The organism is Citrobacter sp. RHBSTW-00986 (genome assembly GCF_013783065.1).
Taxonomy (GTDB): Bacteria; Pseudomonadota; Gammaproteobacteria; order Enterobacterales; family Enterobacteriaceae; genus Citrobacter; species Citrobacter braakii.
In genome coordinates, this window is the sequence record NZ_CP056200.1 from 4065409 (window position 1) to 4086284 (window position 20876).

At 52.9% G+C, this 20876-nt stretch carries 16 protein-coding genes and 1 pseudogene; 8 read left to right on the forward strand and 9 right to left on the reverse strand.

Annotated features, from left to right (window positions below; translation table 11 throughout):
- Nucleotides 1-18: 18 nt before the first annotated feature.
- Genes fixX through HV345_RS19700 form a run of 4 tightly spaced genes read right to left on the reverse strand, consistent with a single transcriptional unit; the run spans nt 19 to nt 3366 of the window.
- A complete protein-coding gene (gene fixX, locus HV345_RS19685; protein ID WP_000203738.1) occupies nt 19-306 on the reverse strand; it encodes a ferredoxin-like protein FixX in 288 nt (95 codons plus the stop codon).
- Nucleotides 303-1589, reverse strand: a complete 1287-nt coding sequence (locus HV345_RS19690; RefSeq protein WP_016151658.1) for an FAD-dependent oxidoreductase — start codon at nt 1587-1589, stop codon at nt 303-305. Before HV345_RS19690 ends, fixX begins: the two co-directional genes overlap by 4 nt.
- A 49-nt stretch (nt 1590-1638) precedes the next feature.
- The gene (locus HV345_RS19695; protein ID WP_181635955.1) at nt 1639-2580 is read right to left on the reverse strand and encodes an electron transfer flavoprotein subunit alpha/FixB family protein; all 942 of its coding nucleotides are present in this window, start codon (nt 2578-2580) and stop codon (nt 1639-1641) included.
- A gap of 15 nt (nt 2581-2595) precedes the next feature.
- Nucleotides 2596-3366 (reverse strand): electron transfer flavoprotein FixA, encoded by a 771-nt coding sequence (locus tag HV345_RS19700; RefSeq protein WP_047417242.1) that lies wholly within the window; start codon nt 3364-3366, stop codon nt 2596-2598.
- Between the two features lie 481 nt (nt 3367-3847).
- On the opposite strand from HV345_RS19700, the pseudogene caiT reads away from it, so the two are divergent.
- The 6 genes and pseudogenes from caiT (at nt 3848) to caiE (ending at nt 10977) form a co-directional block, all read left to right on the forward strand.
- Nucleotides 3848-5364 (forward strand): annotated as a pseudogene (caiT, locus tag HV345_RS19705) (L-carnitine/gamma-butyrobetaine antiporter).
- 34 nt (nt 5365-5398) lie between these two features.
- Nucleotides 5399-6541: a crotonobetainyl-CoA dehydrogenase gene (gene caiA, locus HV345_RS19710; RefSeq protein ID WP_003018898.1), complete on the forward strand. Its 1143-nt coding sequence runs from the start codon at nt 5399-5401 to the stop codon at nt 6539-6541.
- A gap of 105 nt (nt 6542-6646) precedes the next feature.
- Nucleotides 6647-7864, forward strand: coding sequence for an L-carnitine CoA-transferase (gene caiB, locus HV345_RS19715; RefSeq protein ID WP_016155668.1), 1218 nt, complete (start codon nt 6647-6649; stop codon nt 7862-7864).
- Nucleotides 7865-7926: 62 nt separating this feature from the next.
- Nucleotides 7927-9480 carry a crotonobetaine/carnitine-CoA ligase gene (gene caiC / locus HV345_RS19720; RefSeq protein WP_047358346.1) on the forward strand — a complete coding sequence of 518 codons (1554 nt, stop codon included), beginning with the start codon at nt 7927-7929 and terminating at the stop codon, nt 9478-9480.
- A 54-nt stretch (nt 9481-9534) separates the two neighbouring features.
- Nucleotides 9535-10320 (forward strand): crotonobetainyl-CoA hydratase, encoded by a 786-nt coding sequence (gene caiD, locus HV345_RS19725; protein WP_000004376.1) that lies wholly within the window; start codon nt 9535-9537, stop codon nt 10318-10320.
- A gap of 60 nt (nt 10321-10380) precedes the next feature.
- Nucleotides 10381-10977: a carnitine operon protein CaiE gene (caiE, locus tag HV345_RS19730; protein WP_181598600.1), complete on the forward strand. Its 597-nt coding sequence runs from the start codon at nt 10381-10383 to the stop codon at nt 10975-10977.
- A gap of 42 nt (nt 10978-11019) precedes the next feature.
- On the opposite strand, the gene caiF is transcribed toward caiE, so the two are convergent.
- The 5 genes from caiF to HV345_RS19755 all read right to left on the reverse strand — a co-directional run bounded on the left by caiF (nt 11020) and on the right by HV345_RS19755 (nt 18500).
- Nucleotides 11020-11415, reverse strand: coding sequence for a carnitine metabolism transcriptional regulator CaiF (caiF, locus tag HV345_RS19735; RefSeq protein ID WP_016151651.1), 396 nt, complete (start codon nt 11413-11415; stop codon nt 11020-11022).
- A gap of 273 nt (nt 11416-11688) precedes the next feature.
- Nucleotides 11689-14916 (reverse strand): carbamoyl-phosphate synthase large subunit, encoded by a 3228-nt coding sequence (gene carB / locus HV345_RS19740; protein WP_047498316.1) that lies wholly within the window; start codon nt 14914-14916, stop codon nt 11689-11691.
- A gap of 17 nt (nt 14917-14933) precedes the next feature.
- Nucleotides 14934-16082 (reverse strand): glutamine-hydrolyzing carbamoyl-phosphate synthase small subunit, encoded by a 1149-nt coding sequence (gene carA, locus HV345_RS19745; RefSeq protein WP_181635956.1) that lies wholly within the window; start codon nt 16080-16082, stop codon nt 14934-14936.
- 455 nt (nt 16083-16537) lie between these two features.
- Nucleotides 16538-17359, reverse strand: a complete 822-nt coding sequence (dapB, locus tag HV345_RS19750) for a 4-hydroxy-tetrahydrodipicolinate reductase (protein WP_016151648.1) — start codon at nt 17357-17359, stop codon at nt 16538-16540.
- 133 nt (nt 17360-17492) lie between these two features.
- The gene (locus HV345_RS19755; protein ID WP_016151647.1) at nt 17493-18500 is read right to left on the reverse strand and encodes a LacI family DNA-binding transcriptional regulator; all 1008 of its coding nucleotides are present in this window, start codon (nt 18498-18500) and stop codon (nt 17493-17495) included.
- Nucleotides 18501-18687: 187 nt separating this feature from the next.
- Here HV345_RS19755 and HV345_RS19760 point away from each other — a divergent pair, with 187 nt between their 5' ends.
- Together HV345_RS19760 and HV345_RS19765 are read left to right on the forward strand one after the other, a co-directional pair.
- The gene (locus HV345_RS19760) at nt 18688-20433 is read left to right on the forward strand and encodes a class I mannose-6-phosphate isomerase (protein ID WP_181635957.1); all 1746 of its coding nucleotides are present in this window, start codon (nt 18688-18690) and stop codon (nt 20431-20433) included.
- 4 nt (nt 20434-20437) lie between these two features.
- The gene (locus tag HV345_RS19765; protein ID WP_016155663.1) at nt 20438-20866 is read left to right on the forward strand and encodes a PTS sugar transporter subunit IIA; all 429 of its coding nucleotides are present in this window, start codon (nt 20438-20440) and stop codon (nt 20864-20866) included.
- Nucleotides 20867-20876: the final 10 nt, after the last annotated feature.

Below are 20876 nucleotides of genomic sequence, written 5' to 3' on the forward strand. Positions count from 1 at the left end.
CGCCATCCGGCACCAGGTTTAGCCGTAGCGGAACTCCACGCCAAACGTCCCACGCGGGTATTCCCATTTTTCCAGCGCTGTATCCAGTCCGAGAATGCGGCACGTTCCGCATTCCAGGCATCCGGCATAATCAAAACGTACGCTACCGTCATCCTGCTTTTTATACAGGCCAGCCGGACAGGCCTTAATCAGCACCTCCAGCACCTGTTTATCAGGATCGGTTTTGAGAATGATATGCGGACTGTCTTCATCCACATTGAACTTATTGACGCCCAGTTTGACGTCCACGTTGACGGGAGATGTCATAATACGGTCACTCCTTTCAGGCCATCTTTCATCAGGTTGATGAAGCCCACTTTCTTCGCATGGCGCAGGATTTTTTTACGCATTGGCACCGGTGCCGAACCATCCACGGTGAACAGGTCGCGCGCAATACTGACCGCCATTTCCGGATAAGCGGTAAACATGCGTGGGTTATCAAGAAAAGCGGGTAGCTTTTGATACATGCGCATATCGCGCATCGGGCCTTCGTCCAGATGCTGACGGTATTCCTCCAGCGACTGCTTGCTAAAATCGTCGCGCTTCATTGCGGAAAGCACCGTTTTCGCCGCCGCTTCACCTGCGGATATGGCGAGATCCATACCGCGAATGGTAAAGCCGAGGTTCATACACATTCCGGCAGCGTCACCAGCAATCAGTACGCCGTCCCCCACCAGTTCTGGCTGCATGTTGATACCGGCTTCCGGTACGACGTGCGCGGCATATTCCACCAGCTTGCCACCGGCGATCAGCGGGGCAACCGCCGGATGCTGTTTGAAATCTTCCAGCATTTGCGGAACCGATTTTTTCGCATCTTTCAGATGATGAAGGCCGCAGACCAGTCCCAGAGAAAGGGTCGTTTCATTCGTATAGAGAAAGCCACCGCCCATCAACCCATCGGTGGGCGATCCGGCAAACAGACAGGCAGCCCCTTCGTTCCCTTGTAACTGGAAACGATCTTCAATTACCGATTTCGGCAACTCGATCAGCTCTTTTACGCCGACGGCAACATGCGATGCCTCGACGCGCTTTGCCATACCCAACTTTTCAGCCAACAGAGAATTCACTCCGTCGGCAAGGATCACCACTTTGGCTTCCAGAATATCGCCATCGGCTTCCACGCCCACGACTTTGCCCTCGCGCTGCACAACGTTATCCACGCGGATACCGGTGATGAGCTGAGCGCCCGCCTCTTCGGCCTGTTCCATCAGCCAGGCGTCAAATTTACTGCGTAAGACAGAGTAAGAAACTTGCGACGATTTGGCGTCTTCGCCGTTGCAATAGTCGATGGTCATCGCCCCTTTGTCGGTCATAAAGGCGAGTTTTTCGTGGGTGATGATGCGTTCAATGGGGGCCTGCTCAGCAAAGCCGGGAATGATGTTCTCCAGGCTATGCGCATACATGCGCCCACCGGTGACATTCTTCGCGCCAGCAGAATTGCCGCGCTCGATAACCAGCACCTGTGCGCCCTCCCGAGCCAGCACCAGCGCCGCAACCGAACCCGCCAGACCTGCACCCACGATGATGGCATCAAAGATATCTTCGGACATACGTACTCCTGTCAGCGGCAGGACACCTTCGCATCCTGCCCGAAATGGTTTAACGCGCTAAAGCAGCCGTCAGCGCAGGCAGGATCTTCAGCGCATCGCCAACGATGCCAAAATCCGCATACTGGAAGATCGGCGCATTTTTATCTTTGTTGATGGCGAAAATCGTCTGCGCGCCGTTGGCGCCGACCATATGTTGGATCTGCCCGGAGATCCCCACGGCCAGATACAGTTCCGGCTTGAGCATCAGGTTGGAGATGCCGACGTAGCGTTCGTGCTCCATCCACTTCTCGTTTTCCGCCACCGGACGGGAGCACGCCAGCTCGGCACCAATCGTCTGGCACAGCGCCTCCGCCAGCGAGATATTTTCTTTGCTGCCGATCCCGCGTCCCACGCTGACCACCAGACGGGCTTTGTCGAGGTCGACGCTGTTGCTCTGACGTGCCTGAGTTGCCGTACGAGTAACGGCTACAGCCGGAGCCTGCCATGATACGGTGTGCACCTCGCTACTGCGGGCGGTATCCGGTTGCTGCGCGTCAAACGTTCCACTGCTTAGCGTTATCACGGCGAACGGCGAAGCGATTGTTTCTGCCCCCATCGCCAGGCCGCCGTAGACCATATGTTTTACCGCCGCTTTTCCGTCCTGCACGGCGACTGCACTGGCGTCATTTGAGACCGCTGCCGACAAGCGAAAACCCAGTTTTGCCGCTAACAGCTTGCCGCGACGCGTATTTGGCAGCAGCACCGCCCCGCCCTCGCTGTGCTGACGAATAGTTTCGGCCATCACATCAGCGTAGTCTTCGACCATACGCTCTTCTGGTTTGCCGCTGAGTAACCAGACATCATCTGCGCCTAAATGGCATGCCGTCGCGCAGTCCTCTTCACTCAGCACAAACGTGTTAACTTTTTCACCTAAAGCCTGCGCACCATTCATCAGTTCCGGCAGACGAGAAGGGGTATCGCTGAATACCCAGATACTGGAAAATTTGTTCATAACATCCCCTGATAATTAAATGATTTTGCGAAGATTCTCGACAAATGCGGCAATCTGTTCTTCACCGTCACCTTCAATTACAACGCGCTGACGCTCGCGCTGCTTCGGTGCAGCAACGTGTTGTTCGGAATATGCCTGCGCGCTGTTCAGGCCAATGTCTGCCGGCGACCAGACCTGAACCGGTTTTTTCGCCGCGCCAAGAATGGCTTTCATCGAAGGGATTTGTGGGGTATTGATGTCCGTTGAGACCGCGATCACCGCCGGAAGCGGAATGCTCAGAGTTTCGACTTCATCTTCCAGTTCACGCTCTACCGTCAAAGTGCTGTCAGTAAGAGAGAGGATTTTACTCACGCCGTTAATCGCCGGAATGTTCAGCGCTTCGCCCACCAGCAGACCAACCTGCTGAGCATAAAGATCGGAAGAACCGTCACCGCAAATAAGCAGATCGAAACCTGCTTTTTGCGCGGCGGCAGCCAGCGCGCTGGCAGTTTGTTGTGGCAGCGCCTGCTCAAATTGCTCGTCAATAACAACAATCAGTTCATCTGGGCCACGGGAAAGCACATCTTTTCGCCCTTTTGCATTGGTCAGCGCTTTGCCGCCGACGCTCATGGCCACAACCTGGGCCTCTCCTGACTGTTGTTTCAACTGACAAGCCGCTTCGATCGCATTCAGATCATACTGGCTTATTTTGCCATCCGCTTTGCTGAAATCGAGTGAACCATCAGCATTATTAATCGCAATATCCTGTTCATCAGGTACGCATTTGTAGCAAGTAATTATCTTCATTGCATCTCCAGAAATCATGAAGGAAACGTATTTATATCGGCAGTGTTAAATACAGATATCACGCTCTTTAATTCGGAAATAAAACCTTAATCACCAATATTGAAAATGTCACACATTGAAATTCGTAACTTTCAATAGTGTTATGCACCTCACCAATATTGAAAGAATCACGTCAAATATGAAAATTTTCAATATTGTCTGCGGGTTCAACAATATTGAACGCCAGTCACTTAAAAAAGTTAAAAAACCACAACCAACTAATTGATTAAAAACAAAAAATATCAAATTTTTAAGCGAATTACTCAGCATAAAAAAGTGTGACGAAGATAACAGAACCACCCGATATGAATACTCATTATGGGTTACTCACTGAGGCGCTCCCAGAGGTTAAAAAGTTATCAACAAATCATTAATAATAAATAAACAAACGATCAAGCACGGGCACGCTAAATAAGTTTCGTTTTCACACTGGAATTCACTTATGAAAAATGAAAAGAGAAAATCGGGAATTGAACCGAAGGTTTTTTTCCGCCATTAATAATAGTTGGGATACTTTGTTGGCTAACTGTAAGAGATCTCGATGCCGCTAACGTCGTTATTAATGCGGTATTCAGTTATGTCACCAATGTCTGGGGCTGGGCATTTGAATGGTATATGGTCGTCATGCTCTTCGGCTGGTTCTGGTTGGTCTTTGGCCCGTATGCCAAAAAGAAATTAGGCGACGAAAAACCAGAGTTTAGTACCACCAGCTGGATTTTTATGATGTTCGCTTCCTGTACATCCGCCGCGGTGCTGTTCTGGGGTTCCATCGAGATCTACTACTACATCTCCACCCCGCCGTTTGCTCTCGCGCCTAACTCTACGGCTGCGAAAGAGCTGGGCCTGGCGTACAGCCTGTTCCACTGGGGACCGTTGCCGTGGGCAACCTACAGTTTCCTTTCTGTGGCTTTCGCCTACTTCTTCTTTGTGCGCAAGATGGACGTCATCCGTCCCAGCTCCACGCTGGTACCGTTGGTGGGCGAGAAGCATGCGAAAGGGCTGTTCGGCACCATCGTCGATAACTTCTATCTGGTGGCGCTGATCTTCGCGATGGGTACCAGCCTCGGTCTGGCCACTCCGCTGGTAACCGAGTGCATGCAGTATCTGTTCGGTATTCCGCATACGCTGCAACTCGACGCAATCATCATTACCTGCTGGATCATATTGAACGCCATTTGCGTGGCCTGCGGCCTGCAAAAAGGGGTCAAGATCGCCAGCGACGTGCGTAGCTATCTGAGCTTCCTGATGCTGGGCTGGGTGTTTATCGTCAGCGGCGCCAGCTTCATCATGAACTACTTCACCGACTCCGTCGGCATGCTGTTGATGTATCTGCCGCGGATGCTGTTCTATACCGATGCCATAGGTAAAGGCGGCTTCCCACAGGGCTGGACCGTCTTCTACTGGGCGTGGTGGGTCATTTACGCCATCCAGATGAGTATCTTCCTGGCCCGTATTTCGCGTGGTCGTACCGTCCGTGAACTGTGCTTCGGGATGGTGCTGGGCCTGACCGCGTCGACCTGGATCCTGTGGACAGTCCTTGGCAGCAACACGCTGCTGCTGATGGATAAAAACGTTCTCAATATCCCGCAGCTGATTGAACAACACGGTGTGGCGCGCGCCATTATCGAAACTTGGGCTGCTCTACCGCTCAGCACCGCCACCATGTGGGGCTTCTTCATCCTCTGCTTTATTGCCACCGTGACGCTGATTAACGCCTGCTCTTACACCCTGGCGATGTCCACCTGTCGTGAAGTCCGCGATGGTGAAGAACCGCCGCTGTTAGTGCGTATCGGCTGGTCCGTTCTGGTCGGCATCATCGGTATCGTTCTGCTGGCGCTGGGTGGGCTGAAGCCGATTCAGACCGCGATTATCGCCGGAGGATGTCCGCTGTTCTTCGTCAACATCATGGTGACGCTGTCCTTTATTAAAGACGCCAAAGTGCACTGGAAAGACAAGTAATTCTTATTAACCCAATTGATCAAGAGGCTGAAAGATGGATTTCAACTTAAATGACGAGCAGGAGCTGTTTGTCGCCGGTATTCGTGAACTGATGGCCAGTGAGAACTGGGAAGCTTATTTTGCCGAGTGCGATCGTGACAGCGTCTACCCTGAGCGTTTTGTAAAAGCGCTGGCGGATATGGGCATTGATAGTCTGTTGATCCCGGAAGAACACGGTGGTCTGGAAGCGGGTTTTGTTACCGTCGCTGCAGTCTGGATGGAGCTGGGTCGTCTTGGTGCGCCAACTTACGTGTTGTACCAATTGCCGGGCGGTTTTAACACTTTTCTGCGTGAAGGTACCCAAGAGCAGATTGATAAAATCATGGCGTTCCAGGGCACCGGTAAGCAGATGTGGAACTCAGCAATCACCGAACCGGGAGCGGGATCGGATGTTGGCAGCCTGAAAACCACTTATACACGTAAAAATGGTAAGGTTTATCTTAATGGCAGTAAGTGCTTTATCACCAGTAGTGCCTATACCCCGTACATCGTGGTTATGGCGAGAGATGGTGCATCGCCGGATAAACCTGTTTACACCGAGTGGTTCGTTGACATGAGCAAAGCGGGTATCAAGGTCAACAAGCTGGAGAAACTCGGTCTGCGCATGGATAGCTGCTGTGAAATCACCTTTGACGACGTTGAACTGGACGAGAAAGACATGTTCGGTCGGGAAGGTAATGGTTTCAACCGCGTGAAAGAAGAGTTCGATCATGAACGTTTCCTTGTCGCGCTGACCAACTACGGTACGGCAATGTGCGCTTTTGAAGACGCCGCGCGCTACGCCAATCAGCGCGTGCAGTTTGGCGAAACGATCGGCCGCTTCCAGCTGATTCAGGAGAAGTTCGCGCATATGGCGATCAAACTGAATTCCATGAAAAACATGCTGCTTGAAGCGGCATGGAAAGCGGATAACGGCACCATCACTTCGGGCGATGCGGCAATGTGCAAATACTTCTGCGCCAACGCTGCGTTTGAAGTGGTCGATACCGCCATGCAGGTGCTGGGCGGTGTAGGTATCGCGGGTAACCATCGCATCACGCGTTTCTGGCGCGATCTGCGCGTTGACCGTGTTTCTGGTGGCTCTGATGAAATGCAGATCCTGACGTTGGGTCGTGCGGTACTCAAGCAATACCGCTAATTCAGCACGATTCGTAGGCCGGATAAGGCGTTTACGCCGCCATCCGGCAACATGCCCGGTGGCGCTGCGCCTACCGGGCCTACAAAAAATGCCAGGAGCAAAATTATGAATCATTTACCAATGCCAACCTTTGGCCCACTTGCCGGGGTACGCGTGGTTTTTTCAGGGATCGAAATTGCCGGCCCGTTCGCCGGACAGATGTTCGCCGAATGGGGTGCTGAGGTTATCTGGATTGAAAACGTCGCATGGGCCGATACCATCCGCGTGCAACCTAACTATCCACAGCTCTCACGCCGCAACCTGCACGCCCTGTCGCTGAATATTTTCAAAGATGAAGGCCGGGAAGCGTTTCTGAAGCTCATGGAAACCACCGATATTTTCATTGAAGCCAGTAAAGGCCCGGCCTTTGCTCGCCGCGGCATTACCGATGACGTGCTGTGGGAACATAACCCGAAACTGGTTATCGCCCACCTTTCCGGCTTCGGCCAGTTTGGTACCGAGGAGTACACCAATCTTCCGGCATATAACACCATCGCACAGGCGTTCAGCGGCTATCTGATCCAAAACGGTGATGTTGATCAGCCGATGCCTGCCTTCCCGTACACCGCCGATTATTTCTCCGGGATGACCGCGACGACAGCAGCGCTGGCAGCCCTGCACAAAGTACGCGAAACGGGTAAGGGTGAAAGCATTGATATCGCCATGTACGAAGTGATGCTGCGTATGGGTCAGTACTTCATGATGGACTACTTCAACGGCGGCGAAATTTGTCCACGCATGACCAAAGGCAAAGACCCGTATTACGCTGGCTGCGGTCTCTATAAATGCGCCGATGGCTATATCGTCATGGAGCTGGTCGGCATCACGCAAATCAACGAGTGCTTCAATGATATTGGCCTCGCCCACATTCTTGGCACACCGGAAGTCCCGGAAGGTACCCAGCTTATCCATCGCGTGGAATGCCCTTACGGCCCGCTCGTGGAAGAGAAACTGGATGCCTGGCTGGCAACGCACACTATCGCCGAAGTCCAGGCGCGCTTTGCTGAGCTGAATATCGCCTGCGCGAAGGTACTGACCATTCCTGAACTGGAAGGCAACCCGCAGTACGTTGCCCGTGAATCCATTACTCAGTGGCAAACGATGGACGGCCGCACCTGCAAAGGGCCGAACATCATGCCGAAATTTAAAAACAACCCGGGGAAAATCTGGCGTGGCATGCCGTCACACGGCATGGATACCGCCGCCATTCTGAAAAACATTGGTTATAGCGAAGCAGACATAAATGAGCTGGTCGGCAAAGGCCTGGCCAGAGTTGAGGAATAAACGCGACGCGCTGACCTGCTGGTTGGTTAGCGCTCACGCCTGATTTCAGTGGATAAAGCATTATGGATATCGTTGGCGGACAAAACTTACGTCAGATGTGGGACGACCTGGCCGGGGTGTACGGAGATAAAACGGCGTTAATTTTCGAATCCTGCGAAGGAATCGTTCGGCAGTATAGCTATGCCTCGCTCAATGAAGAGATAAACCGCACGGCGAACCTTTTCCATTCCTTAGGGATCCGCAAGGGCGACAAGGTCGCATTGCATCTGGATAACTGTCCGGAATTTATCTTTTGCTGGTTTGGACTGGCAAAAATTGGTGCCATTATGGTGCCGATTAATGCCCGCTTGCTGGGCGAAGAGAGCGCCTGGATCCTGCAAAACAGCCAGGTGAGCCTGCTGGTCACCAGTGCCGAGTTTTATCCTATGTACCGCCAGATACGGCTGGAAAATACCACTCCGCTTAATCATATCTGTCTGATTGGCGAGCAGCTTCCGGTTGACGACGGCGTGAGCCACTTTACCCAACTGCAAGCCCGCCAGTCGACTAATCTGTGCTATACGCCTGCGTTATCCACTGACGATACGGCGGAAATTCTGTTTACCTCAGGCACCACCTCGCGGCCTAAAGGGGTGGTGATTACCCACTACAACCTGCGCTTTGCGGGCTACTACACCTCCTGGCAAATCGCTCTGCGCGATGATGACGTCTATATGACGGTGATGCCCGCTTTTCATATCGACTGTCAGTGTACGGCTGCCATGGCCGCCTTCTCCGCAGGCAGCACCTTTGTGCTGGTGGAGAAGTACAGCGCCAGGGCGTTCTGGGATCAGGTGCGTAGATATCAGGCGACGGTCACCGAATGCATCCCGATGATGATCAGAACGCTGATGGTCCAACCCGCAGCCCCAACGGACAGACAGCATCACCTGCGCGAAGTGATGTTCTATCTCAATTTATCCGAACAGGAAAAAGATGCCTTTATCGACCGCTTTGGCGTCAGACTACTGACCTCCTACGGTATGACCGAAACCATCGTAGGCATTATTGGCGATCGCCCCGGAGACAAACGGCGCTGGCCCTCTATTGGTCGCGTGGGTTTTAGCTATGAAGCCGAAATCCGTGACGATCACAACCGTCCCCTGCCCGCCGGAGAAATTGGCGAAATCTGCATTAAAGGCGTGCCGGGAAAAACAATCTTCAAAGAGTACTACGCGCAACCCGACGCTACTGCCAAAGCGCTGGAACCTGAAGGGTGGTTACATACCGGTGATTCGGGTTACCAGGATGCGGACGGTTTTTTTTATTTCGTCGACAGACGCTGCAACATGATTAAACGCGGTGGGGAAAATGTCTCCTGCGTCGAGCTGGAAAATATTATTTCTGCGCATCCGAAAATTCAGGACATTGTGGTTGTCGGTATTAAAGACTCGATCCGTGATGAAGCCATTAAAGCTTTTGTCGTCCTTAATGAGGGCGAAACATTAAGCGAAGCTGAGTTCTTCAGCTTCTGCGAAAACAATATGGCGAAATTCAAGGTTCCTTCTTTTATGGAGATAAGAACCGACCTGCCGCGCAATTGTTCAGGAAAAATAATCAAAAAAAATCTGAAATAACCCTTCCGGTCGGAATTCCTCCGGCCGGGAAACCTAATTATCTGGAGATGAACTATGAGTGAATCATTACATCTGACCCGTAACGGCCCGATCCTGGAAATTACCCTTGACCGGCCTAAAGCCAATGCCATTGACGCTAAAACCAGCTTTGCAATGGGGGAAGCTTTTCTTAATTTTCGTGATGACCCGGAATTACGCGTAGCAATTATCACCGGCGGCGGAGAGAAATTCTTTTCTGCGGGCTGGGACTTAAAAGCGGCGGCCGAAGGTGAAGCGCCAGATGCCGATTTTGGCCCAGGCGGCTTCGCCGGTTTAACCGAAATTTTCGACCTCGATAAGCCGGTCATCGCCGCGGTAAACGGCTACGCGTTTGGCGGCGGTTTTGAGCTGGCGCTGGCGGCGGATTTTATCGTCTGTGCGGAAAATGCCAGCTTCGCGCTGCCGGAAGCAAAACTCGGGATCGTGCCTGACAGCGGCGGCGTACTGCGTTTACCTAAACTGCTGCCACCGGCAATCGTTAACGAAATGGTGATGACCGGCAGACGAATGAGCGCCGAAGAAGCACTGCGCTGGGGCATCGTCAACCGCGTTGTCAGCCAGAGCGAACTGATGGATAGCGCGCGCGAACTGGCGCAGCAGCTGGTAAATAGCGCCCCGCTGGCTATCGCCGCGCTGAAAGAGATTTACCGTGCGACCAGCGAAATGCCGGTGGAAGAAGGCTACCGGTACATCCGCAGCGGTGTGCTGAAGCACTATCCATCGGTGCTGCACTCGGAAGATGCGCTCGAAGGACCACAGGCATTTGCGGAAAAACGCGATCCGGTATGGAAAGGTCGTTAATGTGCCTATGCCGGATAAGGTATTTACGCCGCAATCCGGCAATAAAACCGAGATAAGACAATGAGCTATTACGCCTTTGAGGGCCTGATTCCGGTGGTACATCCGGATGCCTATGTCCATCCCAGCGCTGTGCTGATTGGCGATGTCATTGTGGGGGCCGGGGTTTATATTGGTCCACACGCCTCATTGCGCGGTGACTATGGTCGCCTGATTCTGGAAGCCGGTTCTAACCTGCAGGATGGCTGCATCATGCACGGCTATTGCGACACCGACACTATCGTGCATGAGAATGGACACATCGGCCATGGCGCAATCCTGCACGGCTGCGTGGTGGGCAGAGATGCACTGATTGGCATGAACAGCGTGATTATGGACGGTGCGGTGATTGGCGAAGAGAGCATTGTCGCTGCCATGAGCTTTGTCAAAGCCGGATTTCAGGGAGAGGCAAGGCAGATGCTGGTTGGTTCACCGGTTCGCGTACTGCGTGAAGTCACGGACCAGGAGCTGTACTGGAAACGGCTGAACACCAAAGAGTATCAGGACCTTGCAATCCGCTGCCAAACAGGACTACACGAAACCTTGCCATTAACGCAGGTCGAAAAAAATCGGCCGCGCCTGAAAGGCACGACGGACGTAAAGCCAAAATCAGCACGGTAATTTATGCCGGAGAAGCGCTCACGCCGATCCGGCAAATCACCATTATCGACGCATGCTCTTGGAGAGCATCATCTGCCATTTCTGCTCACGGTTAAGCTCTGTTGGGGGAACCGCTGGCAGTCGCGGCGTTTTCGCCACACTCACCTTTTTTTCCTGCAAATTGTGATTCAATCGTCTGTAGAGATGAGAATCAATACTGATGACTTTCACCAAACGCTGGCACTGGCAGCCGCGGCCTGCAATTTGATTAGGGATCATCTTAACTTCACAAACAATTTCTCCCACTTCCGACAGAATATAAGAGAGCGTATTAATTGCTTTGCAGTGTTCAATATCAAAATGGCGGGAAATTTCCTTTGCTGTGATCCAACGATCTTCAGCCATCATCCAGTCAGCAATTAACAAATAAAGCGGTCTTTCAACATATTTTTCACACATAAGCACACCATTTCACAAATTAAAAATCTGGCTACGGCCTGTCCAAATTAATAAAAACTAAGCCATATTAAAATTGTGGATATAATGGATAGTATGCGACTTGAATGTTGATTAGTGTGAGCAACATCGTGCTTATTACATTGAAAATGTGGTTATGAAAGCACGGTTGGCCAGGAATGACCTTATGAGAGATAAAAAAAGGGTTTCTTTACAGAAACCCTTTCCCAATTATATTGCAGGCCCGGTTAGCGCAATTATCACCGGACCCTTTTTTTATGACTTTTTGATCTGCGCGTGCATTTCCTGAACCGAGGTCACCTTCTCGGTAGCATCGGCATTCAGCGCCATCGCCGTTGCGAAACCACCGTTCAGGGTGGTGTCATAATGCACTTTGTACTGCAGTGCGCTGCGGCGAATCAGCTTGGAGTCTTCAATAGCCTGACGGCCTTCGGTAGTGTTGATGATGTAAGTGTACTCGCCATTCTTGATACGGTCCTGAATGTGCGGACGGCCTTCATGCACCTTGTTCACCAGACGTGGATTGATACCCGCTTCGCCCAGCACAATCGCGGTGCCGTGCGTCGCATCCAACTCGAAACCAAACTTCAGCAGCTTCGCCGCCAGGTCAACCACGCGCTCTTTATCGCCTTCGCGAACGGAGAGCAGTGCACGACCCTGTTTTTTCATGGTGGAGCTGCTGCCGAGCTGTGCCTTGGCGAACGCTTCCGCGAAGGTACGGCCCACGCCCATCACCTCACCAGTAGAGCGCATTTCTGGCCCTAACAGCGGATCAACGCCCGGGAACTTGTTGAACGGCAGCACAACTTCTTTTACCGAGTAGTACGGCGGGATAACTTCTTTGGTGACGCCCTGCTGTGCCAGCGTTTTCCCGGCCATCACGCGCGCCGCGACTTTCGCCAGCGGTACGCCCGTTGCCTTGGAGACGAACGGAACGGTACGCGCCGCACGCGGGTTCACTTCAATCAGGTAAACTTCGTTATTCTTCACCGCAAACTGGACGTTCATCAGACCGCGAACCTGCAGTTCGAAGGCCAGTTTCTGCACCTGCTGGCGCATCACATCCTGAATTTCCTGGCTCAGGGTATACGCAGGCAGAGAACATGCGGAGTCACCGGAGTGCACGCCCGCCTGTTCGATGTGCTCCATGATGCCGCCAATCAGCACCATTTCGCCGTCGCAGATGGCGTCCACGTCCACTTCAACCGCGTCATCAAGGAAACGGTCCAGCAGTACCGGCGCATCGTTAGAAACGCTGACCGCGGTCTGGAAGTAGCGACGCAGGTCGGCTTCGTCGTAGACGATTTCCATCGCGCGGCCGCCGAGAACGTAGGACGGACGCACCACCAGCGGGTAGCCAATCTCTTTCGCCTTCTCAACCGCCATTTCAATGGCGGTCACGGTGGCGTTCGCCGGTTGTTTCAGCTTCAGACGGTCAACCGCCTGCTGGAAGCGTTCACGGTCTTCCGCACGGTCGATAGCATCCGGGCTGGTGCCGATAACCGGCACGCCTGCCGCTTCCAGCGCGCGCGCCAGCTTCAGCGGAGTCTGGCCGCCGTACTGCACGATAACGCCTTTCGGCTTCTCGATGCGCACGATTTCCAGCACGTCTTCCAGCGTTACCGGCTCGAAGTACAGACGGTCGGAGGTATCGTAGTCGGTAGAAACGGTTTCTGGGTTACAGTTGACCATGATGGTCTCGTAACCGTCTTCGCGCAGCGCCAGCGAGGCGTGTACGCAGCAGTAGTCGAATTCAATGCCCTGACCGATACGGTTTGGACCACCGCCCAGCACCATAATCTTGTCACGATCCTGAGTTGGATTCGCTTCGCACTCGTCTTCATAAGTGGAGTACATGTAAGCGGTGTCGGTGGCAAATTCTGCCGCGCAGGTATCCACGCGCTTGTAGACCGGGTGCAGGTTATATTGGTCACGCAGCTTGCGGATTTCCGCTTCGCGTACGCCGGCCAGCTTCGCCAGACGCGCATCGGCGAAACCTTTGCGCTTCAGTACGCGCAAGAAGTCAGCGTCGAGGCCGTTGATGCCAAGGTCTGTGACTTTTTCTTCCAGGCGCACCAGTTCTTCAATCTGCACCAGGAACCAGCGGTCGATGTTGGTCAGGTTGAACACGCCATCGACGGACAGGCCAGCACGGAAAGCATCGGCGATGTACCAGATACGCTCAGCGCCCGCGTCTTTCAACTCGCGGCGGATTTTGGTCAGCGCTTCCGGGTCATCCAGACTTACTTTCGGGTCGAAGCCGGTCGCGCCCACTTCCAGACCGCGCAGCGCTTTTTGCAGAGACTCCTGCTGGGTGCGGCCAATCGCCATCACTTCACCGACAGATTTCATCTGGGTGGTCAGACGGTCGTTAGCGCCAACAAATTTCTCGAAGTTGAAGCGTGGAATTTTCGTCACAACGTAGTCGATGGACGGCTCAAACGAAGCCGGAGTCCGCCCGCCAGTGATGTCGTTCATCAGTTCGTCGAGGGTGTAACCTACCGCCAGCTTGGCTGCGACTTTAGCAATCGGGAAGCCGGTTGCTTTGGACGCCAGCGCCGAGGAGCGTGAGACGCGCGGGTTCATCTCGATAACAATCAGACGGCCGTTTTTCGGGTTTACCGCAAACTGGACGTTAGAACCACCGGTTTCAACGCCGATTTCACGCAGCACCGCCATCGAGGCGTTACGCATGATTTGATATTCTTTGTCGGTCAGCGTCTGGGCTGGCGCAACGGTGATGGAGTCACCGGTATGGATGCCCATCGCGTCGAAGTTTTCGATGGAGCAGACGATAATGCAGTTGTCGTTTTTATCACGCACCACTTCCATCTCGTACTCTTTCCAGCCAATCAGCGATTCATCAATCAGCAGTTCGTTGGTTGGGGAAAGATCCAGACCGCGTTCGCAAATTTCTTCAAACTCTTCGCGGTTGTAGGCGATACCGCCGCCGGTGCCACCCATGGTGAAGGACGGACGGATAATGCACGGGAAGCCGACGTCAGCGGCAACCGCCAGCGCTTCTTCCATGGTGTGAGCGATGCCTGAACGTGCGGTATCGAGACCGATTTTTTTCATCGCGATGTCGAAGCGACGACGGTCTTCCGCTTTATCAATGGCATCCGCCGTCGCGCCAATCATGGTCACGCCGAACTCAGCCAGTACGCCCTGGCGTTCCAGCTCCAGCGCACAGTTCAGCGCCGTCTGACCGCCCATGGTTGGCAGCACCGCATCCGGGCGCTCTTTCTCAATGATTTTGCGTACCACTTCCCAGTGAATCGGCTCGATGTAGGTGGCATCGGCCATTTCCGGGTCGGTCATGATGGTCGCCGGGTTGGAGTTCACCAGAATAACGCGGTAACCCTCTTCACGCAGGGCTTTACACGCCTGCGCGCCGGAATAGTCAAACTCACACGCCTGACCGATAACGATCGGACCCGCGCCCAGAATCAGGATACTTTTTATGTCTGTACGTTTTGGCATGGCTCTTTTACTCCTGATTATTTCGCGGACTGACGGTATTGCTCAATTAACTCGATAAAGTGGTCGAACAGCGGCGCAGCGTCGTGTGGACCCGGGCTTGCTTCAGGGTGTCCCTGGAAACTGAACGCCGGTTTGTCGGTACGATGAATCCCCTGCAGGGTGCCGTCGAACAGCGACTTGTGGGTCACGCGCAGGTTGGCAGGCATGGAGGCCTCATCGACCGCAAAACCGTGGTTCTGAGCGGTGATCATCACGGTGTTGTTATCAATATCTTTTACCGGATGGTTGCCGCCGTGGTGGCCAAACTTCATCTTAATGGTCTTCGCACCGCTTGCCAGCGCCAGCAGTTGATGGCCGAGGCAGATGCCAAATACCGGAATATCGGTTTCAAGAAATTTCTGAATCGCGGTAATCGCGTAGTCGCACGGCGCCGGATCGCCAGGGCCGTTGGACAGGAAGATACCGTCCGGATTCATCTTCAGAACATCTTCAGCAGAGGTTTTCGCCGGCACAACCGTCAGGCGGCAGCCGCGCTCCGCTAACATACGCAGAATGTTACGTTTAGCGCCAAAATCGTAGGCCACTACGTGGAACGGCAGTTCATCGGCGGATTTAGCTTCCGGCAGGTCACCGGCCAGCGTCCAGCTACCTTGCGTCCAGCTATAAGGCTCCGCGGTGGTCACTTCTTTCGCCAGATCCATGCCGTTCAGCCCCGGGAAGGCTTTCGCTTTTTCCAGCGCCAGCGCCGCATCCGGGTTATCACCCGCGATAATGCAGCCGTTCTGTGCGCCCTTTTCACGCAGCAAACGCGTCAGCTTACGGGTATCGATATCGGCAATTGCCACAATATTATGGCGTTTGAGGTAAGAAGAGAGGTCTTCGGTATCGCGGAAGTTGCTGGCAATCAGCGGCAGGTCGCGGATGACCAGGCCTTGCGCATGTACTTGAGAAGATTCTGCATCGGCTTCATTGGTGCCGACATTACCGATATGAGGATAAGTAAGAGTGACGATTTGGCGGGAATAGGAAGGATCAGTGAGGATTTCTTGATAACCGGTCATTGAAGTATTGAAAACGACTTCCCCAACCGCCGAACCTGTTGCCCCTATGGCCCGACCGTGAAACTGGGTTCCGTCTTCCAGAACCAATAGCGCTGACTTAATCAAAACACCCTCCAGAGAATATTCACTCACTTTATTTGCATATTAATTCATTAACACATCATGAATCAATGCAAATTTGCTTACCTATGGATTTCTGGCAAACGGCGGCATTCTAGAGATAGCCCACGTAAAAGTCTACCCAAAAGGGCATTTTTTATTATTATTTTACGCCACTGAGATAAAACACACGATTTAACAGGCAAAAAGATCAGCTAACTTGGGGTGGAAAACGCTTGCGGAAGATAAAGAGTGTAAAAACAGGAAGCGCGATAGATAAAAGTGGACCATTTGGTCAAAATTTACATTGAAATAACAAAATAACCCCGCAAAACATCAACAAATAGGTCATTAAATAAAAAATCAAATTAAAAAGCGAAAAATAAAAGGGCAATAAAACATTGCCCTATGTAATCAAATAGTTATGATTACAATAACCACATCACGAAGGGTAATAAAAGTTATAAACTGCGTAAATCAAGCACATCTTTCATATCAAAAAGACCATTTGACTTTGATTTCAGCCAAATTGCCGATCGTACTGCGCCATTGGCAAAGGTCATGCGGCTGGAGGCTTTATGCGTGATCTCAATGCGCTCGCCAATATCGGCAAACATCGCGGTATGCTCACCAACGATATCTCCCGCCCGCACCGTGGCAAAACCGATCGTACCGGGTACGCGCTCACCGGTGTAACCTTCACGCGAATAGACGGCACACTCTTTTAAATCTTTATCCAGCGCCCCGGCAATCGCCTCCCCCATCGCCAGCGCAGTGCCTGACGGCGCATCCACTTTATGACGGTGATGGGCTTCAATAATCTCAATATCGGTGTAATCACCCATCACTTTCGCCGCCTTCTCCAGCAGCTTAAGCATGACGTTAACGCCAACGCTAAAGTTCGCGGCGAAAACGATAGCAATATCCTGCGCAGCATCACGAATAGCCTGTTTGCCCGCGTCATCAAAGCCAGTGGTGCCAATCACCATCCCTTTACCGTGCTGGCGGCAAAACGCCAGATGCGCCAGCGTGCCTTCCGGGCGAGTAAAATCGATGAAAACATCAAAATCATCTTTCACCGCCTCAAGACTACTTTGCACGGTAACGCCCGTTTTACCGGCTCCCGCTAATTCTCCGGCATCGCTTCCCAGCAAAGAAGAACCTTCGCGCTCCAGCGCCGCGCCGAGCTGTACGCCATCCATGCCAAGAGTGGCCTGAATCAACTGACGCCCCATGCGCCCTCCGGCTCCCGCGATGGCAACGCGGATTTGTGCATCATGCATAGCTATTCTCTTTTGTTAATTTTACGTAAATCGTTTTCAGATTAACCAGCACATCGCTGCGCCGCCAGCCGAAAACGTCGATAATTAGAATTTAATGATAAACAGGGAGAGATATCAGTAAAAGGCATGACGATCAGCGAAAACCACATGATTCTCTGACCACCAGCGCAGGTGGCAGAATAATGCGTTTCGGAGGTTCGTCATTTCCCTGAATGCGACTATAAAGTAGCTCCCCAGCCTTGCGACCTATCTCTTTTGCGGCCACCGACACGGTGGTGAGCGCAGGTTGTACCAGCGCCGCTTCGGTGATGTCATCGAACCCCACCAGCGCAAAATCGCGCCCTGGTTCACGCCCCATTTTACGTAATGCCTGCATAACCCCAAGCGCCACAATATCCTGATAACAAACGGCGGCGGTAATTTCCGGGAACCGCATAAGAAGCGACTCTGCCACTTTTGCGCCGTCAATCTGGCTGGCCTGCGTCGCCACTATCCATTGCGGATTCGGCGATATTCCCTGCTCCAGCAACGTGCTGGTGAATCCACCGATACGCTGTGCCCGGCTCCCGGAACTTGGGCTACCACCGATAAACGCAATATTCTTATGCCCCATTTTGACTAAATGGGTGGTGGCCATTTGCGTACCGAGAAAGTTATCGGTTCCCACAAAATCAAAATCAGGGTCGCTAAGAGGGCGAACCACCATGATGGCGGGAATATTGCGCCTTTTCAGCGCCTCGAAGAAGGAGGTCGGTGTTTCACGCGCCGCGCAGAGCACCATGCCGCAGGCATTATTGCGCATCAACGAGTCGACAAATTTTTGCTGCCTTTCTCCTGACTCTTCACTGTTTGCCAGAAACAGAAGCAGGTCATGCCGCTCCATCTCATGGCTTAGCCCTGCAGTCATCTCACCGTAAAAAGGGTTAGTGATATCGTGTAACAACAATCCGACCTGATTACTGCTCCGGTTACGCAGGTTAGCGGCGGTTTGATTATAAACGTAGCCGGCATCGTCCAGCGCTTTGAGCACCCTGTCACGTGTGGCCTGAGAAATGCGCCCCCGGTTACGCAACACCATTGAAACGGTTGCCGTGGAGACTCCCGCGCGTTCAGCAACCTGCGCCAGCGTGACTGTAGTCATGACCTCTCCTGTTTATTTCGAAGGTTAATCGAATAACCAAAATATTGCCTTTTTACGTGTGATTCACATCACGCTAACGTGCATTTCACCGCACTGGATTCTGATTATGGCGGGTTAATCGCGTTAACCACACTATGAAAATAAGGTTAATCGATTAATCTTAAATAAGCCAACACGGAGACAGAATATGCGTACAACCTATAATAAATTCCCTGAGGTTAACGTTCAGGGCTATGACAACCACGCCTGGCAGGGTTGGTCGTCAATTCATTCAGTGCTTAACACCAGGGTTTCTACCGGCGCCAAAACCGTATTGATCGTGGATTGCTATCCGGGCGTGCGGCTTGACGAGCTGGAGCAACAGCTTGTTACGACATTAGATACCGCACTGGTGCTAAATATTGAATCCGCCCGCCGCGATGAGCAGGCCCTGCATGATTTACTGGCGCGTAACCTTACCGACGATCGCGTATTCGGCGTTCTCTCCTGTCATCACCTGGATGAATTTTTTGATAGCGACAAACTCAGCCAACTCCGCCAACAGATTGATGCCGTTACCTCAGGGCTGGTTGTGGTGTACGGCTCGGGCGCTGCGCTGGCACACCCTGGTGACGTACTGGTTTATGCCGATCTTCCGCGCTGGGAAATTCAACAGCGTATGCGTCATAACGGGCTGGGTAACTGGGGTGCAGAAAACCAGGATGAAGATATTCTTCGTCGTTACAAACGTGCTTTTTTCATTGAGTGGCGGGTATTCGACAAACACAAAACGCCGTTACTCAAACGCGCCGATTATTTGCTCGATACCACGGTAGAAAATAGTCCTACGATGGTCAGCGGCGACGCGTTACGCGCCGGTCTGCAACAAACCACCGAACAACCGTTTCGCGTTGCCCCTTTCTTTGACCCAGGCGTCTGGGGCGGGCAATGGATGAAACAACGCTTCGATCTCGATCCCTCAGCCCCCAATTACGCGTGGTGTTTTGATTGCGTGCCCGAGGAAAACAGCCTGTTACTGCGTTTTGGCAACGTGCGGATCGAGATCCCCTCTCAGGATCTGGTGCTGACCTGTCCCCGCCCCCTGCTGGGTGAAAAAGTTCATGCGCGCTTTGGCGCGGAATTCCCGATCCGTTTTGACTTCCTCGACACTATTGGCGGCCAGAATTTGAGCTTTCAGGTTCATCCGCTCACGGAGTACATTCAACAGCAGTTTGGTATGCACTATACCCAGGATGAGAGCTATTACATTCTCGAAGCCGAGCCGGACGCCGTAGTGTATCTCGGGACCAAAACCGGGATCGCACCGCAGGATATGCTCGACGACCTCCGGGCCGCGGGTCGTGGCGAAAAAACCTTTGATGATGAACGATTCGTTAACCAGATCCCCGCACATAAACACGATCACTTCCTGATCCCCGCAGGAACCGTACACTGCTCGGGTGCAGGAACCATGGTGCTGGAGATCAGCGCAACGCCCTATATCTTCACCTTCAAGCTGTGGGATTGGGGCCGCTTAGGGTTAGACGGCTTACCGCGTCCGGTGCATCTGGATCACGGTCAGCAGGTTATTGACTGGCAGCGCGACACGCAATGGGTGCACGACAACCTCGTCAACCGTATTGACCCCCTGGCTGAAGGAGAGGGTTGGCGGGAAGAAAGAACCGGAATGCACGAACGCGAATTTATCGAAACGCGTCGCCATTGGTTTACGGCACCGGTCACTCACCATACCCATGGCGGCGTCAACGTCCTGAACCTGGTCGAAGGTGCGCAGGCCGTTGTTGAAAGCCCGAGCGGCGCGTTTCCCCCGTTTGTCGTCAACTATGCAGAGACCTTTATCATCCCTGCCGCCGTCGGAGAATATCGTATTTCGCCGTTTGGCAAAGGCGTCGGTCAACAGCTCGCCACGATTAAAGCCTGGGTTAGAGGATAAGCGCATGATTAACGTAATTGTTGCCACCCATGGTCCCCTGGCGGACGCGCTTCTCGCCAGCGGTCGTATGGTTTATGGAGAATTACCGCATGTTTATCCCGTCACGCTGAGTGAACAGGCAGGTATCGAAGGGTTTAAAGCGACGTTCTCTCAGGTTCTCACCAGTGCCGGAAAAGACGCTGACGGCGTACTGGTGCTATGTGACATGCAAAGCGGTACGCCGTGGAATGTCGCCTGCCATCATGCTTTTTCTTCACAAACGGTTCCTCCCGTTGCCGTCGTAGCGGGGGTCAATTTCCCGATGCTGTTACAAAGCGAGGAGATTTGCCATTTAACGGATGTTCACGCCGCAGCCGTCGAGCTGTTGGCGCTGACGATACCCACGCTGATTAAAGCCGCCCCGGTTTTATCCGTTCAGTCCGACGATTTTTAAAGGAAACCAC

Coding starts and splice junctions, on each gene's coding strand:
- fixX (WP_000203738.1), bottom strand. CDS start 306: ATGACATCTCCCGTCAACGTGGACGTCAAACTGGGCGTCAATAAGTTC.
- HV345_RS19690 (WP_016151658.1), bottom strand. CDS start 1,589: ATGTCCGAAGATATCTTTGATGCCATCATCGTGGGTGCAGGTCTGGCG.
- HV345_RS19695 (WP_181635955.1), bottom strand. CDS start 2,580: ATGAACAAATTTTCCAGTATCTGGGTATTCAGCGATACCCCTTCTCGT.
- HV345_RS19700 (WP_047417242.1), bottom strand. CDS start 3,366: ATGAAGATAATTACTTGCTACAAATGCGTACCTGATGAACAGGATATT.
- caiA (WP_003018898.1), top strand. CDS start 5,399: ATGGATTTCAACTTAAATGACGAGCAGGAGCTGTTTGTCGCCGGTATT.
- caiB (WP_016155668.1), top strand. CDS start 6,647: ATGAATCATTTACCAATGCCAACCTTTGGCCCACTTGCCGGGGTACGC.
- caiC (WP_047358346.1), top strand. CDS start 7,927: ATGGATATCGTTGGCGGACAAAACTTACGTCAGATGTGGGACGACCTG.
- caiD (WP_000004376.1), top strand. CDS start 9,535: ATGAGTGAATCATTACATCTGACCCGTAACGGCCCGATCCTGGAAATT.
- caiE (WP_181598600.1), top strand. CDS start 10,381: ATGAGCTATTACGCCTTTGAGGGCCTGATTCCGGTGGTACATCCGGAT.
- caiF (WP_016151651.1), bottom strand. CDS start 11,415: ATGTGTGAAAAATATGTTGAAAGACCGCTTTATTTGTTAATTGCTGAC.
- carB (WP_047498316.1), bottom strand. CDS start 14,916: ATGCCAAAACGTACAGACATAAAAAGTATCCTGATTCTGGGCGCGGGT.
- dapB (WP_016151648.1), bottom strand. CDS start 17,359: ATGCATGATGCACAAATCCGCGTTGCCATCGCGGGAGCCGGAGGGCGC.
- HV345_RS19755 (WP_016151647.1), bottom strand. CDS start 18,500: ATGACTACAGTCACGCTGGCGCAGGTTGCTGAACGCGCGGGAGTCTCC.
- HV345_RS19760 (WP_181635957.1), top strand. CDS start 18,688: ATGCGTACAACCTATAATAAATTCCCTGAGGTTAACGTTCAGGGCTAT.
- HV345_RS19765 (WP_016155663.1), top strand. CDS start 20,438: ATGATTAACGTAATTGTTGCCACCCATGGTCCCCTGGCGGACGCGCTT.